Annotated in this window: 24 protein-coding genes; 6 read left to right on the top strand and 18 right to left on the bottom strand. The window is 55.6% G+C overall.

Annotated elements, in window-relative coordinates:
* Window positions 1–59: 59 nt before the first annotated feature.
* The 14 genes from M0R30_RS00535 to M0R30_RS00470 form a co-directional block, all read right to left on the bottom strand.
* On the bottom strand, window positions 60–809 hold the full coding sequence (locus tag M0R30_RS00535) for a hypothetical protein (protein ID WP_292542112.1): 750 nt from the start codon (window positions 807–809) through the stop codon (window positions 60–62).
* Between the two features lie 142 nt (window positions 810–951).
* Window positions 952–1,866, bottom strand: coding sequence for a hypothetical protein (locus tag M0R30_RS00530; protein ID WP_292542111.1), 915 nt, complete (start codon window positions 1,864–1,866; stop codon window positions 952–954).
* Between the two features lie 64 nt (window positions 1,867–1,930).
* Window positions 1,931–2,122, bottom strand: a complete 192-nt coding sequence (rpl18a, locus tag M0R30_RS00525; protein ID WP_292542109.1) for a 50S ribosomal protein L18Ae — start codon at window positions 2,120–2,122, stop codon at window positions 1,931–1,933.
* Between the two features lie 7 nt (window positions 2,123–2,129).
* Complete coding sequence (locus tag M0R30_RS00520) at window positions 2,130–2,792, bottom strand: translation initiation factor IF-6 (RefSeq protein ID WP_292542107.1); 663 nt, start codon at window positions 2,790–2,792, stop codon at window positions 2,130–2,132.
* Between the two features lies 1 nt (window position 2,793).
* Window positions 2,794–3,060, bottom strand: coding sequence for a 50S ribosomal protein L31e (locus M0R30_RS00515; protein WP_292542106.1), 267 nt, complete (start codon window positions 3,058–3,060; stop codon window positions 2,794–2,796).
* Between the two features lie 3 nt (window positions 3,061–3,063).
* Complete coding sequence (locus tag M0R30_RS00510; RefSeq protein WP_292542105.1) at window positions 3,064–3,216, bottom strand: 50S ribosomal protein L39e; 153 nt, start codon at window positions 3,214–3,216, stop codon at window positions 3,064–3,066.
* A 14-nt stretch (window positions 3,217–3,230) separates the two neighbouring features.
* Window positions 3,231–3,821, bottom strand: coding sequence for an alpha hydrolase (locus M0R30_RS00505; RefSeq protein WP_292542103.1), 591 nt, complete (start codon window positions 3,819–3,821; stop codon window positions 3,231–3,233).
* Window positions 3,821–4,159 carry a DNA-binding protein gene (locus tag M0R30_RS00500; protein WP_292542102.1) on the bottom strand — a complete coding sequence of 113 codons (339 nt, stop codon included), beginning with the start codon at window positions 4,157–4,159 and terminating at the stop codon, window positions 3,821–3,823. The genes M0R30_RS00505 and M0R30_RS00500 overlap by 1 nt, the downstream gene beginning before the upstream one ends.
* Window positions 4,160–4,168: 9 nt before the next feature.
* Window positions 4,169–4,759, bottom strand: a complete 591-nt coding sequence (locus tag M0R30_RS00495; RefSeq protein ID WP_292542101.1) for a 30S ribosomal protein S19e — start codon at window positions 4,757–4,759, stop codon at window positions 4,169–4,171.
* 227 nt (window positions 4,760–4,986) lie between these two features.
* Window positions 4,987–5,406, bottom strand: coding sequence for a YhbY family RNA-binding protein (locus M0R30_RS14730; protein ID WP_366513068.1), 420 nt, complete (start codon window positions 5,404–5,406; stop codon window positions 4,987–4,989).
* The gene (locus M0R30_RS00485; RefSeq protein WP_292542100.1) at window positions 5,387–5,716 is read right to left on the bottom strand and encodes a ribonuclease P protein component 4; all 330 of its coding nucleotides are present in this window, start codon (window positions 5,714–5,716) and stop codon (window positions 5,387–5,389) included. The genes M0R30_RS14730 and M0R30_RS00485 overlap by 20 nt, the downstream gene beginning before the upstream one ends.
* Window positions 5,717–5,826: 110 nt before the next feature.
* Entirely contained in the window at window positions 5,827–6,432 is a 606-nt protein-coding gene (gene purN / locus M0R30_RS00480; protein WP_292542099.1) for a phosphoribosylglycinamide formyltransferase, read from the bottom strand.
* Window positions 6,429–7,736 carry a hemolysin family protein gene (locus M0R30_RS00475; RefSeq protein WP_292542098.1) on the bottom strand — a complete coding sequence of 436 codons (1,308 nt, stop codon included), beginning with the start codon at window positions 7,734–7,736 and terminating at the stop codon, window positions 6,429–6,431. Before M0R30_RS00475 ends, purN begins: the two co-directional genes overlap by 4 nt.
* An 88-nt stretch (window positions 7,737–7,824) precedes the next feature.
* Window positions 7,825–8,646 (bottom strand): sugar phosphate isomerase/epimerase family protein, encoded by an 822-nt coding sequence (locus M0R30_RS00470; protein WP_292542097.1) that lies wholly within the window; start codon window positions 8,644–8,646, stop codon window positions 7,825–7,827.
* A 42-nt stretch (window positions 8,647–8,688) separates the two neighbouring features.
* On the opposite strand from M0R30_RS00470, the gene xseA reads away from it, so the two are divergent.
* Together xseA and xseB are read left to right on the top strand one after the other, a co-directional pair.
* A complete protein-coding gene (gene xseA, locus M0R30_RS00465) occupies window positions 8,689–9,939 on the top strand; it encodes an exodeoxyribonuclease VII large subunit (RefSeq protein ID WP_292542096.1) in 1,251 nt (416 codons plus the stop codon).
* Window positions 9,923–10,108, top strand: a complete 186-nt coding sequence (xseB, locus tag M0R30_RS00460) for an exodeoxyribonuclease VII small subunit (RefSeq protein WP_292542095.1) — start codon at window positions 9,923–9,925, stop codon at window positions 10,106–10,108. Before xseA ends, xseB begins: the two co-directional genes overlap by 17 nt.
* On the opposite strand, the gene M0R30_RS00455 is transcribed toward xseB, so the two are convergent.
* Window positions 10,092–10,520 (bottom strand): DUF371 domain-containing protein, encoded by a 429-nt coding sequence (locus M0R30_RS00455; RefSeq protein ID WP_292542093.1) that lies wholly within the window; start codon window positions 10,518–10,520, stop codon window positions 10,092–10,094. The genes xseB and M0R30_RS00455 overlap by 17 nt on opposite strands.
* A 33-nt stretch (window positions 10,521–10,553) precedes the next feature.
* Here M0R30_RS00455 and M0R30_RS00450 point away from each other — a divergent pair, with 33 nt between their 5' ends.
* Complete coding sequence (locus M0R30_RS00450) at window positions 10,554–11,129, top strand: HVO_0476 family zinc finger protein (RefSeq protein WP_292542092.1); 576 nt, start codon at window positions 10,554–10,556, stop codon at window positions 11,127–11,129.
* Window positions 11,130–11,135: 6 nt separating this feature from the next.
* Here M0R30_RS00450 and M0R30_RS00445 read toward each other — a convergent pair whose 3' ends face one another.
* Both M0R30_RS00445 and M0R30_RS00440 read right to left on the bottom strand, forming a co-directional pair.
* Window positions 11,136–11,396, bottom strand: a complete 261-nt coding sequence (locus M0R30_RS00445) for a thioredoxin family protein (RefSeq protein ID WP_292542091.1) — start codon at window positions 11,394–11,396, stop codon at window positions 11,136–11,138.
* Between the two features lie 43 nt (window positions 11,397–11,439).
* Window positions 11,440–12,132, bottom strand: coding sequence for a hypothetical protein (locus M0R30_RS00440; protein ID WP_292542090.1), 693 nt, complete (start codon window positions 12,130–12,132; stop codon window positions 11,440–11,442).
* A 150-nt stretch (window positions 12,133–12,282) separates the two neighbouring features.
* Between M0R30_RS00440 and M0R30_RS00435 the strand changes: the two genes are divergently transcribed.
* Window positions 12,283–12,756 carry an Hsp20/alpha crystallin family protein gene (locus tag M0R30_RS00435; protein ID WP_292542089.1) on the top strand — a complete coding sequence of 158 codons (474 nt, stop codon included), beginning with the start codon at window positions 12,283–12,285 and terminating at the stop codon, window positions 12,754–12,756.
* Window positions 12,757–12,826: 70 nt separating this feature from the next.
* Window positions 12,827–13,612 (top strand): CBS domain-containing protein, encoded by a 786-nt coding sequence (locus M0R30_RS00430; protein ID WP_292542087.1) that lies wholly within the window; start codon window positions 12,827–12,829, stop codon window positions 13,610–13,612.
* Between the two features lie 571 nt (window positions 13,613–14,183).
* Here the strand turns inward: M0R30_RS00430 and M0R30_RS00425 are convergent.
* On the bottom strand, window positions 14,184–15,362 hold the full coding sequence (locus M0R30_RS00425) for an NDP-sugar synthase (RefSeq protein WP_292542085.1): 1,179 nt from the start codon (window positions 15,360–15,362) through the stop codon (window positions 14,184–14,186).
* 108 nt (window positions 15,363–15,470) lie between these two features.
* On the opposite strand from M0R30_RS00425, the gene M0R30_RS00420 reads away from it, so the two are divergent.
* Entirely contained in the window at window positions 15,471–15,737 is a 267-nt protein-coding gene (locus M0R30_RS00420; protein WP_292542084.1) for a hypothetical protein, read from the top strand.
* The last annotated feature ends 135 nt before the right edge of the window (window positions 15,738–15,872 follow it).

Here is a 15,872-nt window from a genome sequence, read left to right as displayed (position 1 = left end):
GGAATGCGACATTATGGGTTCCACAAGAAATAGTGGAATTGGGAATGTACAGTTCTTACTTATCCCATAACAACCACGCTCGCCATCTTATCGAACGGGTTCTGCCGCATCGCGAGGCTGAACAGGTAAGGGTAATGGTTCCGCAGGTATTCCATGTACTTCAGCCACTCGGGCACAAGCTGTGAATAGACCCGTTCCATGTCAGTCTCAAGGTGGGCGAGGTCAGTTGGCGGCAGATTGGAGAGATCGCCCCGGGCGCTCAGCTCCTCCTCAAGGTGCGTAACCGCGAACATCAGGTCCGTGAACGACTCGTGCTCGAAGATGGTCGGGTTCTCCATGATCCGGAGGAGGAAATCCTCGTTGCTTTGTAAGAACTCCCGCAGGGCTTCACGGTCAACATGTGCCGGATCAACTTTACAGTGCCAGTCGGAAAGACCGGCCTGTGCGGCACGGAACCGGTCAGCAGTCCAGTCACCGGGACGGATCGCCAGCTCATTCCGGAGGGGCATAACACAGGTATCGGCAGTTGCAAGCCGGGCCATGAGCGGGGTGCCGACCCGGGAGAAGAAGATCCCGATCACCATGTTCAGCTTCTCCATCCGCTGCTTTTTCTCCCTGGACTCCAGCAGCTGGTCGATGATCAGCGTCACGCACAGGACCTCAACCGGAATGAATGCAAGGTCCCCGAGGAAGTAAATGGCAATGTGATGCAGGTCCTGGAAGATCAGGTAATGGAGCACCGTAAGAAAGATCGCGATACCCACGAGCGCGGTACCCACGAGCACTATCCAGCGGGTCTCTTCCTTCATACCGGACATATCATGCTGGATAGGGGATAAAAATACTGGTCATATCAGTGTCATGCCAGTAATTACCGACACAATAACCGGGCAGCCAGACCACACCGTGAACGGTAGTTACGACAAAAGGTGCTTAAAAAAGAGGATCGTATCACCCACGGACCCCGGCAGTTGCGGTTGGCGTCTTAACTCCAAACGACTCTCCTCTGAGAATTTCCTTCAACTTACTCCAGAGGTCATCAATTGTTGTGGAGACCGTCTCAATTACACCCTCGACCTCGCCCATCATTCCCTCTGACCGCACGGGTTCCGGGCAGTAGGGGGTCAGCGAGTATCGCGTTCTTCCGGTGAGGGTATATCCTCCGGCATCGGGATGATCGGAATAATCCAGCTGGATGATAATTTCACCGTCCGGGTCGTCACCATAAATGAGGTCATCGGCCATCAGCGACTCCGACACTGTTGCGGGTATGATCCGTGCATTCCGATGGATGTAATAACGCCCCTGAATATACGTGATGCGCCCAACTTCTCCGGTTTTCATGCAGGTTTTTATCACCGGTTTATCAGATCCCGTTGCTGCAATGGTTGCCTTCGAGGTCACGGACGCTCCCCCGACCCGGGAGATCCGTGCAGCAAGGCCGCTCGTGCCCCCGCCGAGCATGGTCACATCGGGCTGGTCAACAAGCTGGATGTTGGCAAATGCACCGGGAACGAGCGTGACAATGTCCCCGTCAAGCAGCGTGTCACCGATCTTTGCCGGGATTACGTTCATGTTCCGTGTTATCGTGACCGAATATGAACCGGCATCCGTTGCGGTGATTGAGACCACGCGGCCAAGGATTGTGTCGCTCGTCTGGACGGTAAGGAAGGTAGTCTGGCCGGCTTGCGCAGTCACCGCAGGAATAAAAACCAGAAGAATGATGATCAGGACAAGCCCTGCCCTGAGCCTCGCGTTTGCCTTCATGTGCCTGACAAGGAAGGGAGCTGCAATATACTTTCTGGTTTTTTTGAAGATACTGTCTGATATGCCGAAAAACCGGATATTACATGTCCGGATAACCATTCAGACACGATAATCTTCTCGGGAAGAGATCAAAGATCCCGTGAGAAAAGGATGAGATTTTGTCTTACTCTGCCTTGGCCGGCTTGACACCGTCTACCTTGATGTAGCGGCGTTTCAGCTTGTGTTTGCTGCCGATCGTCGCAAAGGTGCGTTCCTCGGCCTGCTTCTCGTTTGGTGCCTCGATCACTTTCGTGTAGGGCATCCAGTCCTCGCCCATCAGGAACGAGCCTTTCACTTCAAACTTCTGATCTGCCATAATTCATTCACTCCAGAAAACCAAATACGTCCTCAATCCTGCCCAGTTCAAACCCGCTCGTGGCATTGCCCGCGATGTACCCGTTCTCGTTCACGAGAAGCCCGGTACCCACAAGGCCGGTACCCATGTTGATCGAGCCCGTGCCAACCGGGACCTTCGCGACCGCTTCGATCCGTGCGATCTGCTGGTCGGTCGCCCGCGGGTGCACGATCACGCCCTTGTTCGTTGCAACGCCCGCCATGCCAACGGTCTTGACACCGCCGAGCACGAGAGTGATGACCTCAACGCCAAGGAACTCCCCGATCGCATGCATCATGTCGACCGGCATGTCCGGGTGGACTGCGGCAAAGGTATCGTTCACCATGATCACGTTGCCCGCGGCATTCATTGATTCGTTCAGGAGCAGCACCTCGCGGTGCTTCTCCAGTTTACTGACTTCCTCTTCAGTGGCGAGGCCGGATACAACAATCCCCCGGCTGTTACCGGCAACGAGCGAGCCGATGATGGCGCTCCCCTGGATCGTAGTCTCTACCAGCTCCACCTGGAGAGCTGCTTTCACTGCCGCTTTAAACTCCTCCGTGGATTCCGGAGGTATGATGGCAATGTCCCCGATCACCCGGGCAAAAACCCCGATGTTCGGATCGCCGTCAAACGTGATCGTCCTTTCCATCTTACGATTCCGGTGCAAGTTCTGCCTGAACCTGCCCGTCCTCCAGCTTCATGGCACGGACCCGGATCTTTGATGGCGGCTTTGAGCTGCCCCGGCTCCATACCTTCTCGTTGATGCCCTGGTCGAGCTTGACATCTTCGCTCTTCATGTGCTTGGACAGGTACTTCCTGATATCCTTGATTGCCCCATTGCTCCGCTTCCAGCGGGGCATGCGGCGTGCATCCCTGAGGGGGATGACATAGACGTGCTCTTCCATATTCTCAGCCATTGTCTACACCTTCAGCGTGCTCTTGCGCCAGTTGCGCCTTTTCGGGTGCGCAACAACCGCGCGTTTGGTCCTGACCATCACCCACTGGGGCACGCGCCGGTTCTGGTCGCATGCCTTCGCAAGCCGGATTTTCCTGCCTTTGCTTAGTTTGCTCATCTTGAATTCTCCTGTTAATTATCTTTCCTGCCCACCACGAGCGACTGGTCGTGGTGCTCTGGGAACATGGAGGCACAATCGAGCCCGCGGGCCCGGAACGCCTCCCGGATCTCTGCCTCGTAATCGCCGTTCTGGATTGACCCCGTTTCCCCGTATTCCACGATAAGAAACCGGTCCACCAGACGGTCGACTTCGGGCCTGACATAGCCAAGCAGGGGCCGCACGTACGAGCACCCTGTCCGGTTACCCAGGCTCTGGACCGCTGCACGGGAGAGCATCGGGACCCGGTCATTAAACCGTGTGCCGTCCCCGACCACGTTATACTCTCCTGCAAGCGATTCCACGGCCGTCTGGTGCACGCGGTTGATGGCATCGTTCGGATACCCCTTCTCTATGACCAGATCGACCATTTCGTTCAGCAATCCTTTCTCGAATACTCGTTTTCTTATGGGAAATCCCAGCGCTTTTGCCGCAGCCTCAACCGAGGGGATTAGGCGGTCCGGGTCGAACACGAACGTGTTGAGTTCGACCTGGTAATACGTACCCAGCATTATTGCTGCAAGGGAACTGTCCTTACCGCCGCTGTACAGCACTCCGGCTTTCATTATTTCCTTGTTATGGAGTAATCCCGCTTGGCAGGCGCGAGCTGCCTGAGCAGCTCCTTGAACTGTGCATCGGTAATCTTCTTCTGCAGCCGTCCGCTCTGTGCGAGCTGGATGAGCTGCTGCTCGACCGCGCCGGCGAAATCCGGCTTGGTCAGCTTGATGGTATTCAGGCGTTCCCGTGCATCCGGTTCGAGAATCTGCATGAGTATCATCTGGATCTGAGACTTCTGACGCTGCTGGCGTTCGAGCTCTTCCTGCATACCCTGTTGATCGCCAGCCTGCTGCTGCAGCTGCGCCATCCTGCGTTTGCGGAGTTCGTTAAGCTCGTCGTCTCCCATAAGTACACCTCACTGTGGTGCTTCAGTCTTCTCGGCTTTCTTCTTTGCCGGCTTCTTCTCAGCCTTGGCTCCGTCAGCGCCTTCGGCTGCCGGTTCCTTGGCACCACCCTTCTTCTTGCCCTTGCCGTCGGCCTTCTTGGGCTCTTCGACAACCGGCTTGACACGTTTCGGGACGGGTGCTGGCGGGTTCTTTGAGACTTCCTGCGAGAGGTTGTCCAGGAACTTCATGCCTTCGGGGGATACCCGGCGACCGGTCTTGTCGTGGATGACGAGACCCGCTGCTTCGAGCTGCTGGACAGACTTGCGCAGGACCGACCCTGAGCCCTTGCGGAACGCATTGGGCCTTGAGCCGCGGTTCTTGTTACCGCCATAAAAGCTTCGCATCCTCTCGACACCCATGGGGCCGTCGACATAGACGCGTCTCAACACTGCTGCTACCCGTATGAACCACCAGTCGGGATCTTCCGGCGGCATCTCTTTGTGCACGCCGGTCTTAGCGAAGGCTGCCCAGGCGGGAGGAGTGATCTCCTTCTTCTTCTTGAGCTCCTCGGCGACCCTCCGGATGATGTGGTCAGCGGGGACATCGTATACTGTTGTCATCTACTACCTCACTGTTGAATAATGAAATAACAGTCTTATGTTATTTGTGAGGAAGGTTCTTATACGTTTCCAAGGTCAGAAGCCCCGACGGATCAGAAAAAAAGATTAAGGCCTCATAATGAATATCCCGGTTGATCGGAAAGATCATCAGAAATAATTTGCTCGGGTATCCATCACAACGAGCCGTTATCACGAATTGAGGTCCGGGGGAGAGACCACGTAAGTTCTCACTTCTTTGCCCGGCTCATCATACCGATTCTTCGTGGCTTTGAAGGTTTCGTATCCTTCGCAATATCTTTTACGGAGGCCTTCTCCGAAGATTTTGCCATCGATCTGACGGAAGCCCGGGCGGTTGCCTTTGCCGTGACTTTCGCGGGGGTCTTCACGGGTGTTGCCGGGGTCCCCTGTCCCCTTCCCTTGTCCGCGAGCACCATGGTCCGGCCCCTTACTTCAACGAGCCGGGCCTTTGCCTGTGCAGCAATCGCCTCCGGGTCAACATCCGTGTTCTGGAGCCACTTGACCTTGATCAGCTTGCGCTTCTTGAGCTGGGATACGATCTCATCGATCATCGTTCCCGTGCACCCCTGTTTCCCGATCCAGACGGTCGGTTTGAGGTCCTGCATTGAGTTATTGTTCGGTTCCGGCATCCGGTCTCACCACTCGGTATCGTGTCTTCTTGTTGCAGGAGCCACAGGTGACCACGACATTGCCCCGGTGCACCCGCACCCGCATATTACTGCCCGGGACAAGGAACGCATAGCAGTGGTGGCAGTACTGGCGACGGAGGTCGCGGTCGATCCGGACCCGCTGGCGCATTGCGATCTTCCGGGCGAGTTCCACATAATGGTTGCTCCGTTCCGGGTGTGCGGTGAATGCCTGCCGTGCCTGTTCGAAAAGCACACTGATGCGTTCCCGGGCAATCTTTTTTGTCGCCGGGTTCTTTGATTTCTGCTTCATTGTCCCTTGTTCCGGCTCCCGGTTCTGGTATACTATCGGCGTCTTGGATAATAATCTTCAGGGTCTACTGGAACCGGACACGATGATATCATAAAAAAATGTCGGAGGATTTATTTCCGGACCCGGACTTTCCTTCCCACAATCTCAAGCCGGTTTTCGCAGAAGAGACGGATCGCTTCCGGAAACGCGATATGTTCCTGTTCGAGGATGCGATCGGCGAGATCGTCCTCACCATCATCATCCATGACCGGGACGCACTTCTGGAGGATGATAGGCCCTCCATCCAGGCTGTCATCCACGAAGTGCACCGTGCACCCCGCGACTTTCACGCCATGGAGCACCGCCTGACGCTGGGCATGCAGGCCGGTGAAACTCGGGAGGAGGGCCGGGTGGATGTTCACCATCTTCCCGGGGAATGCACGCACAACCTCGGACCCAAGGATGCGCATGTAGCCGGCAAGGACGTAGAGATCGGCACGGGCTTCCTCCATTGCTGCCAGCAGGGCCTGTTCGTAAGCCTCCCGCGTGGGAAATGATGCAAAATCAATGATCTTAACCGGAATACCGGCCTTTCCTGCCCGCTCAATTGCATATGCACCCGGGTTGTCCGTGATGAGCACCACACAGGCGGCGGGGATCTTCCCTGAGGCGATCGCATCGATCACGGCCTGGAAGTTCGAGCCCCGGCCGGAAGCCAGCACCGCGATCCGTTTCATGATGACTTCTCCTCAGGGGATTCATTGTCCGCTGCCTTTTTGCCATTCCCGTGGGCCGCATGGACGAGTACCTTCACTTTCACGATCCGTCGGCCGTGCATCTGCATCACCGAGAGCGTGATATTCTGCTCCTGGAGCTCGGCTTTCTCACCGGGGTGAAGGGGCAGGTGGCCGAGCCGGTCGATGAGTAAGCCCCCGATGGTCTCGTATGACTCATCCTCCGGAAGGTTGATCCCCATCCGGTCGTTCGCGTCATCGATCCACATCTGGGCATCCACGACAAAGACACCCGGCGCAATCTCCTGGACAACGGGGTCCTCCTTATCGTACTCATCCATGATATCCCCGACCAGCTCTTCAAGGATGTCCTCCACGGTCACGATCCCGACAAAACTGCTGTACTCGTCAATGACCACCGCCATCTGGACACGGTGGACCTGCAGCTCCTTCAACAGGTCGTCGATCTTCTTGGTCTCGGGGACGAAAAGGGGATCGTACATCACTTCACTGATGTTTGCATTCTTCCGCCGTGATACCATGGCGGCAAAGACATCCTTGACGTTCAGGATGCCGGTGATATTATCGATCTGGTCGTGGTATACCGGTATGCGGGAGAACCCGGTCTCGTTGAAGATCCGGATTGCGTCATCGAACGTCACGGTGTCTTCCATCAGGACCACATCGACCCTTGGTGTCATGATCTCGCGGGCGGTGGTGTCACCGAACTCGAGCACCGAGTAGAGCATGTCCTGCTCATCCTGTTCGATCGTACCTTCTTCTTTGCCGACATCGATCCATTCCTTGATCTCCTCCTCGGTAACAGAAGGTTCCGCCCCATCCTTCCCGAGCCCAAGCTTCGGGGTCATGCGCTCTACCAGCCATAGGACAGGGGTGAATACTTTCGAGAGGAAGAGGATGATCGGAGCTATTGTAAGGGCAAACGAGTCCGGCGCCCGTGTCGCATAGATCTTCGGAGCGATCTCGCCAAACACCAGGAGGATAATGACGACAAACCCGGTTGCTATGCCGACGCCGATATCCCCGAACCACTGGATGGCGATCGCGGTCGCAAGCGCTGCGGCGGCGACATTGACAATATTGTTCCCTATAAGGATCGTTGTCAGGAGATGTTCGGGAGATTCCTTGAGCGCGACAAGGGCATGCGATCCTACCCGGTTCTCGTTATCGAGTGTCCTGACTCTTGCACGGGTCATGGAGATGAGCGCGACTTCCGAACTGGAAAAAAACGCAGAAAGGATGATGCAGATGATGAAAAGAAAGATTTCAAGTGCGTTTTCTATCATTGTGTTTCACAACGTGCTGGTGCACGAATTACAACTTCGCCTGAAAGTGTACCAGTATATTCGGGAGCGAATTTAATAAAACCAGCGATTAGTCCATACAGTTGTGCATGAAGGCGCAGTCCTGTGCAAGCAGGGCGATCTTCTCACCGGAGGAGTAGGGCCGGCCAAGGTTCAGGTCCTCGATCTCGAGCGTGAGGCTGCCGTCGTACCCGTAGTCGCGGAGCGAGCCCATGACCTTTGCCATGACCGGGCTTTTTGCAAGGGGGAAGTGCAGCTTATTGCCCTCCACCCGGCTGATGTGCACGTTGGCGAGCCGGTCATGGCAGAGTTCGATATACCGTATCGGCTCCTCTTCCGATTTCGAGAGTGCATGGGCCACATCGAGCGTGAAGAAGAGCCACGGTTCGTCATCAAGGAGTTCCCGCATCCGTTCAGGAGTGCAGAGCAGGGAGTTGACCATGGGTTCCATATTCTCCATGCAGACCTTGATCGAGTCCCGTATTGCCGTTTCGCGGAGGACGCGGACATAATGGCTGAACCGGGTGAAGTCTGCCTCGCCCGGCGGGCGTTTTGCTGTCCTCCGTCCCGGGTGGACGGTGAAGACACCGGCACCCATCTGCCCGGCAATCTCAAGCGACCTGACCGCATATTCAACCGAGACATCGGCCACGTCCGGGTTGATGGAGCACGGGTTGAGGTCGAGAATGGGAGTGTGCACGGTGAAGGTTGTCAGTTCCGGGTGCTGCCTGCGGCAGGCGATCACCTCATCCACCGGCATGTCCCTGAGCCAGAAATGGGGAGTCTCCAGCCAGAACTCGATACCGTTGAGGCCGGACCGGGAAACAAACGAGAAGATCTCGGGCAGGGTATACTCGTGGAAAAACATGCTCGCTACGGAGAACGACACCATGGTAGTACTATTTGATATGCGGTTTTAGCCTAATAGTTGTTGATGGACTGGTTCAATACCCCGGATGAACCTCCCGCCGTAACGAATGCGCCTCTGCTGGTCTCGGAGCTCTCGGCAATCATTGCCGGGCTTCTCGACGACCCGCGGCTGCAGGACATCCGGGTCCGGGGCGAAGTCACCAACTACAAGCACCATGGACGGGGACACCGGTACTTCTCGCTCTCTGAAAAAGGGGGCGGCTCAACCGCAGCGGTGATCAAGTGCGTGATGTGGCGGTCAGATGCCGACCGGCTCGTGTTCACCCCGGCTGAAGGGATGGAGGTGGTGGTCTCCGGGTCGGTCGTTGTGTATGCCCCTCACGGCGCCTATCAGATGCAGGTCCGGGCAATAGAGAAGGCCGGCCTTGGCGAAAAATACCTGCTTGTCGAGCAGTGGAAGAAGGAACTCTCGGCTCTGGGCCTGTTTGCCGCTGAACGGAAACGGCCGCTTCCTGTATTTCCCGCACGGGTCGGGGTCGTCACGTCCGAGACCGGTGCCGTGATCCACGATATCCGGAACGTCATCGGGCGGAGATTTCCGGTGGAGATCATCATCTCGCCAACGGCAGTCCAGGGTGAGGAGGCACACACGGAGATTGCCGGAGCAATCCGCCGCCTTACCGGGCTGGTGGATGTCGTGATCGTTGCCCGGGGTGGGGGAAGCTTCGAAGACCTCTTCCCGTTCAACCACCCGGACGTGGTGAAAGCGATCGCAGCCTGCCCGGTACCGGTCGTCAGTGCCATCGGCCACGAAGTGGATGTGACGCTCGCCGATCTTGCGGCGGATGTCCGGGCACCGACCCCCTCCGCAGCTGCCGAACTGGTCGTGCCAGACCGGAATATTCTCTTGCTACAGCTGCAGGAACTTAAGGTACAGACAGGCTCCTCCCTGCTCGGGAGGATTGTACGGGCAAAGGAAGATGTTACCGGCCTCCGCGACCGGCTCCGGCCACAACGGTTCCTCCGTATACTGGACGAGCGGAAGACCGATGTGGCCGATATCGCGGACCGGCTCGAACGGGGACTTTTTACCCGGCTCGAACGCGAACGCCTCCTCCTTGACGGGATGCGGACGGCACTCGCCGGGAGAAGCCCGCGTGCGCTCCTTGCCCGGGGATACTGCGTTGCTGAGAGAGACGGTATGGTGATCCGGGGCGTGGGTGCTATCGCTCCGGGGGATCGCATGAAAATTCAGTTTTATGACGGGAGCAGTCTCGTGAACGTGGAACGTGTGGACCATGACGGAAACATATGAAGCAAAGATCGAACAGCTGAAGAAGATCATCGAGAAGATCGAAGACGGGAACACGGGCCTTGACGAGAGCATGAAACTCTACGAGCAGGGTGCAGCGCTCGTGAAACAGTGCGAGAGTATGCTTGCCGAAGCAGAAGTGAAAATCACGACACTCAGCCGGGACAAGTAGCGGTCAGGGTCACGAACATCTCTTTTCCCGATACGAGATTTTTTATCAGGTCTGCCGGCAGTGTTGCTGCTACTTTGTCGGAAAGAATTCCGATCGTACGCCCGCAGACAAACGTGCTCCTGCGCCAGACCAGGTCTGTCGGGTGGTCAAGCGTCATCCGGGAAGAGCCCCGGGATGTAATCTCTGCAACCACACCCCCGCATTCCAGCCGTGTCAGCAGGTCGGTATCGTCGCGGGCCATGATTCGTTTAAACTCTGCGGACAGCCCGGCACAACCCTTCTCCGCACCGATCCCGATAATGCAATTACCGTTTTCGGTCAGGTGGTCCTCGCACGTCACCTCAAAGGTTGTCGGATGGGTGCTGAGGACAAGCGGGTGTCCCCGGCACCGGATCTGTTCCTGCGCCTCCATGCTTTATCATGTGAGGGTTGCCATTGATATTCAATGTTTATCACCGCCAACTGCCCCGAGTGCAACGATGAGACCGAGCACGAGGTACTTGCGGATTCCCGCGACATGCTCGTCCGGTGCACGACCTGCGGCCATCACCAGCGCCTCCCGAAGGAGAGGGAGCCGCAGGCGCTCATGATCAAGGCAATCGTATCACGCGAAGGGACCTCGAAAGTCTGCGGGATCGAACTTGCGGAAGAGGACGAATGTAACGTTGAGGACCACCTTGTTGCCGAGTGCGGCGACGATGCGTTCGGTGTCGAAGTGACCTCAATCGAATGTGGCGACAAGCGGGTGAACCGTGCCAGGGCTTCCGATATCACGACCCTGTGGACCCGGACGATCGAGAATGTCGTGGTCAAGGTCTCCATCCATGATGGCAGGAGGACGATCCCGGTCTACATGGAGTGCGATGGCGAACAGCCGTTTGTTGTGGGGGACAGGTATGTGGCCTCAGGGAAACGGTTCCGGATCTCGCACCTCAAGCTCAGGGACGGCCCGCTCATGAGGAAAGAGGGCTGGAAGACCGTCGCACACCGGATCAAGCGGATCTACGGTGTCCGGACATAGTCCGTTTCATAGGTATTTTTTCAGGGTGGACTCCATCTGTTCAACGTGGACGACCCCTTCAAACCGCTCCTTTTCAGCACCGTCCACGATGACAATGATGGTCGGCGTTGCTTTCAGGTGAAATTCTGCAACATATCCCGGGTTCTTGATCGCGTCGATCTCCTCGATAGGGATACCGAGTTTCTTTGTCACTTCGGCATTGATCGGCGCCTGTTCCATGCAGCCCATGCATCCCGGCTGGAAAAAGCAAAGTACACGAAGAGCCATGAACAGGAATCATTCCCTGCGATAAAAAGAGTATGGATCGGGATTACTGCTTGGTAGAGGAACTCACCGTGATCTCGGCATACGGATAGCCGAAATCAACCACGGCACCGGCAGAGGTGATCCGGGTGACCTGCCCGAGCCGGAGATAGGTGATCTCAGTCGTATTGGATGCGGTTGCATTCGGGGTTTCTGATACGCCCATCACCAACGATTCCCCAACCTGAAGCTCGCTCATATTCACATTAACTCTCTGCAGGTCATCAGACGAGAAGATGGTACTCATGGTAGTACCAGTTGTCAGCTCCACCTTTTTCTTCTCACCGGTCCTCATACCCACAACCGCATTACTGATCGCATTATACTCCGGGTTGTACAGTGCAAATCCTTCCATGCTCCCGCCGTTGCTCGCGATATAGACCGGTACCGGGTAGATTGCCTGGTTCAGGGATTTGTTTGCTGTAAGAGTGAGTTGCTGGGTGTACAGGATTCCACTCCCGCTGGTGATCTGCTGTTTATACAACTGCTCGTTTGAGGTCATGAAGGGATTACCTGCGGTATCATAGAGCGTATAATCGATCACGACCTGGTCTCCTGCCTTAATCGGGGCAATGCCGGTAATCCAGTTCATTCCCATGGATGAGACCACCATGATGAAAACAAACAGCACGGCGGCAATGACAAAAAGTACCTTTTTCCACTTGGATTGTGCTGCTTCTTTTTGCTTTTGTTTACCCATACGTAACGATCCTCCTTACTACATCGTAACCACACGCTATAAACTATTCCGATACGTAATGGCACAATAACAATGTTTATTAAATATATGTAGTAACGATAGGTTAACCCATTTTTGATAGAATGGGTACCATGAAAAGGAGGAATGGTTATGGCATGGAGAAGGTATCCACGTGATTCCATCTGGCAGGAGATGGAAGACATGCAGGCGGAACTGGACCACATGTTCCACCTGGCGTCAGCGGGCAACAGGCTCCTGCCGGCCGCAGGGAGGAGCGACCGCATGCTTCCGGCAATCTACGGCGAATTCCGCGTGGATGTCCGGGAACACGGTGACGAGATCATTGTCGTCGCTGACCTTCCGGGAGTCGACAAAGAGGCCGTTGCCCTGCAGCTGCTGAATCCCAGGACCCTGGAGATATCCTGCGAACGCACCGATGAAAAAGAGGAGACATCCGGAGGATTCTACATGCGGGAACGCAGGTCCGGTTCCATGAGCCGGGCAGTCATCCTGCCGGCAGATGTCACCGAAAACAATGCAAAAGCGAGTTTCAGGAACGGGGTCCTGGAAGTAACCCTGAAGAAGACAATCCCGGTAAAAAAATCCCGTATCGAGATCGAGTAACCACCGGTGATGGTGGATTTTTCCTTTTTTACCAATGTTTTAACGTGCCGGACGCTGTAAAGCTGTACTGATGGACAAAAAAAAGGTCAAGGACTATATGACCTATGATGTTGTCAGCGTGGACTTCAACGGCACGGCTAAAGACGTCATCGACCGGATCCAGAAGACCCATCATGACGGGTTTCCGGTCGTAAAGGAGAACATGGTCATCGGCTATATATCGGCCCGTGACCTGCTCTTCGTCCAGCCGGAAACACCGGTCGAAAAGGTCATGTCCTCAAACCTCATTGTCGCAGATCCCGACATGGACATCAACGATGCAGCCCGTGTCATCTTCCGGAGCGGTATCCAGAAACTACCGGTTGTTGACGAGAAGAACAACCTGCTGGGCATCATCTCAAATTCGGACGTGATCCGTTCCCAGATCGAGCACGTGTCTCCTGAGAAGGTCTTCAATTTCATGACCACGCTCAAGAAACTCTACAACGTTGATCCCACGCTCGACCGGGGGACGATACCGGTCAAGGAACTCCTTCCCACCCAGTCGAAGGTCTACGAGGACGAACTGGAGGGCCGGATCTATGAGATCAAGAAGGGGCTGGCCGAGCCGATCATTGTTGTAAAACGCCCGGGACGCATCATCCTCGTCGACGGTCACCACCGGGCGATAGCGGCAAAGAAACTTGGGATCACCGCGCTCGATGCATACATCATCGAGATCAAGGAAGATATCGAGCTGGGCATGGAACGGACAGCACTGGCGATGAACTTAAAGACCCTTGACGATGTGCAGGTGCTCGACTACGCCCGTCACCCGCTTGTTGCGATCACGCACCGCCTGGTTAAACGTGTCTGATGACACGTTAAACCACTCACAGGACTGATGTCCTGTTCGCAGCTCGAACGGATTTGAGAGTCCGTTCTCCCACTCACAGGACTGATGTCCTGTTCGTTGGCTAAGAGAGTCTGACGACTCTCTTCTTTATTCACAGGTCTGATGACCTGTTCGTAGGTCAAACGAGTCTGATAATTTGATTATTTTTTCTGCTCTGTAGAAACATTTCAAGATGCTAGCTCCCGGGCGTACATTGTACTCGTTGAAGCGGGGGTCGGGCGGTGTACTTCCTGTGCAAACAAACCAATGAGATTCAGGAAAGTACCCTCGGAAATTCACCCCCGGACCGGTTGGTCGCGGGCGATTAAATATTAAAGTACACCGCCCGACCCCCGCAGGGCCCCTACCATTTCCGGGCCGGATTCGTGCAGTTTTACGGGGTGAATGAAGGGATTGTCCTGGCTCCGTGAGGGACGGGGGTCGGGCGGTGTACAAATGGAGCGAGCGAGGGAGGTCATATCAAAAAAGGTTATCTGCAAAGCAAATTTTTCAAAGGTTATGAAAAAGGGAATTTTTATTTTTCTAAAAAAAACTACGAACCTTCGTACCGCAGGTCGAACTTCTCGTTGAGCACATGCTCTTTTACAACAGTGCCATCAGGTATGACGACTTCCGGCCAGAGCCGGGTCTTGGAGTGTACCACCACATGGTCCCGCAGGACGACACGGGGACCGATCACGGTGTCGTTCTCGATGCTGCAGTCCTCCCCGATATGGGTGTCGTTGTCCATGATGCACCCGGAGATCGTGCTGTTTGCCCCGATAATCACCCGGTTGTAGAGAGATGACGAGAAGACCTTCACGTTGTTTCGGAGGATGCATTTTTCCCCGATACTGGTGTACGGGCCGATCAGGACATTGTCCCCGATTGTTGTCCCGGGGCCGATTGCCACCGGGCCGATGACCCGGGTGTTCTTGCCGAGCGTGATCGAGCCCCCGAGCTGGACGGGTCCCTGGACCTGTGCGCCATGCATCGAGAGGTCGCCGATGATGTCGGTAAAATCGATCCCCTGGAGTTTCCACCGTTCTGCCTGGCGCAGGGAATGGGGGCTCCCGACATCAGTCCAGTTCCCCCTCGCAAGCCAGCCTTTGAGGGAATGTCCTTCCTGCATCAGCCGGGGGAACAGGTCGCGGGCGAAATCATATTTAACACCTGCAGGGATGTAGTCGAAGACATCGGGACTGCAGACGTACATACCGGTGCTTGCAAGATTGGAGAAGATCTCTCCGGGTGCAGGCTTTTCCTTGAACCGTTTTATCTCGTACCCGACATCGATCTCGGCAATACCATATTCCCCGGGGTCATCGATGGAGATGAGCCCGATACTCACCGTTGCCTTCTCTTTCTGGTGTGCCCGGTAAAATTCCAGCACATTGAGGTCAGTGACATGATCGCCACCAACAATGAGGAAGTCCTGCCCGTCAAGATACTTCTGGGCGTTCTTCACACTGCCTGCCGTCCCGAGCTTGGTCGTCTCGTGGACATAGGTGATCTCGGCGCCAAAGAGCGAGCCGTCGCCGAGTGCTTCCTCGATCGCATTCCCCATGTAGCCGAGGGTGAGCACCACTTCCCGGAACCCGAGGTTCGTGAGGTGTGCGACCAGGTGCTGGATGGAAGGACGGTTGACGATGGGAATACAGGGCTTGGGCCGTTCGAATGTGAGGGGACGGAGGCGGGTGCCTTCCCCCCCGCACATGATACACACCTTCATGCATGAGTTTTCGTGCCGGTATGGTTTAAGGCTGATGTTTTTTGAGTCCCCGTTCTCCGGTTTTATATGGTCACGGGTAAAATACATCGTACGCCAGCGCGGAGCACCATGACTGAAGAGGATTTTCGCCTATTACCGGCAGTGAGGGGGCACGTCCAGTGCCTTCCTGAAAAAAGAGAACCGCTCGAAAACTGCGGGTTCTGCATCCACTGCCGTGAGTTCCGGGTCAGCGGGAAGTTCGTGAAATCACCCTCACTTGCGTACTGCACGAAATGCCGGGTAACCGAGCGGGTGGATTTTACCAAAGCCGATGCCGTGAAGTGCGCTGACCGTCGGGGTGAGGGTTTCCACAGCATTACAAACATCATCAGCTGATTTTTCTGGCATCTGGTCATACCAGGGGATGAAACCTGCGTTCTTCGGCAGGGATCCTGTACTGGCTGGCATGTAAGCATCCCCTCCCTATCACACCTATCAGCGATTTTATCTGTTGCGCGGGACTATCGGACA

It is taken from the genome of Methanoregula sp. (assembly GCF_023227875.1).
Classification (GTDB): Archaea; Halobacteriota; Methanomicrobia; order Methanomicrobiales; family Methanospirillaceae; genus Methanoregula.
Note: the sequence above shows the minus strand (reverse complement) of the source record. Positions and strands in the feature narration are given on the sequence as shown.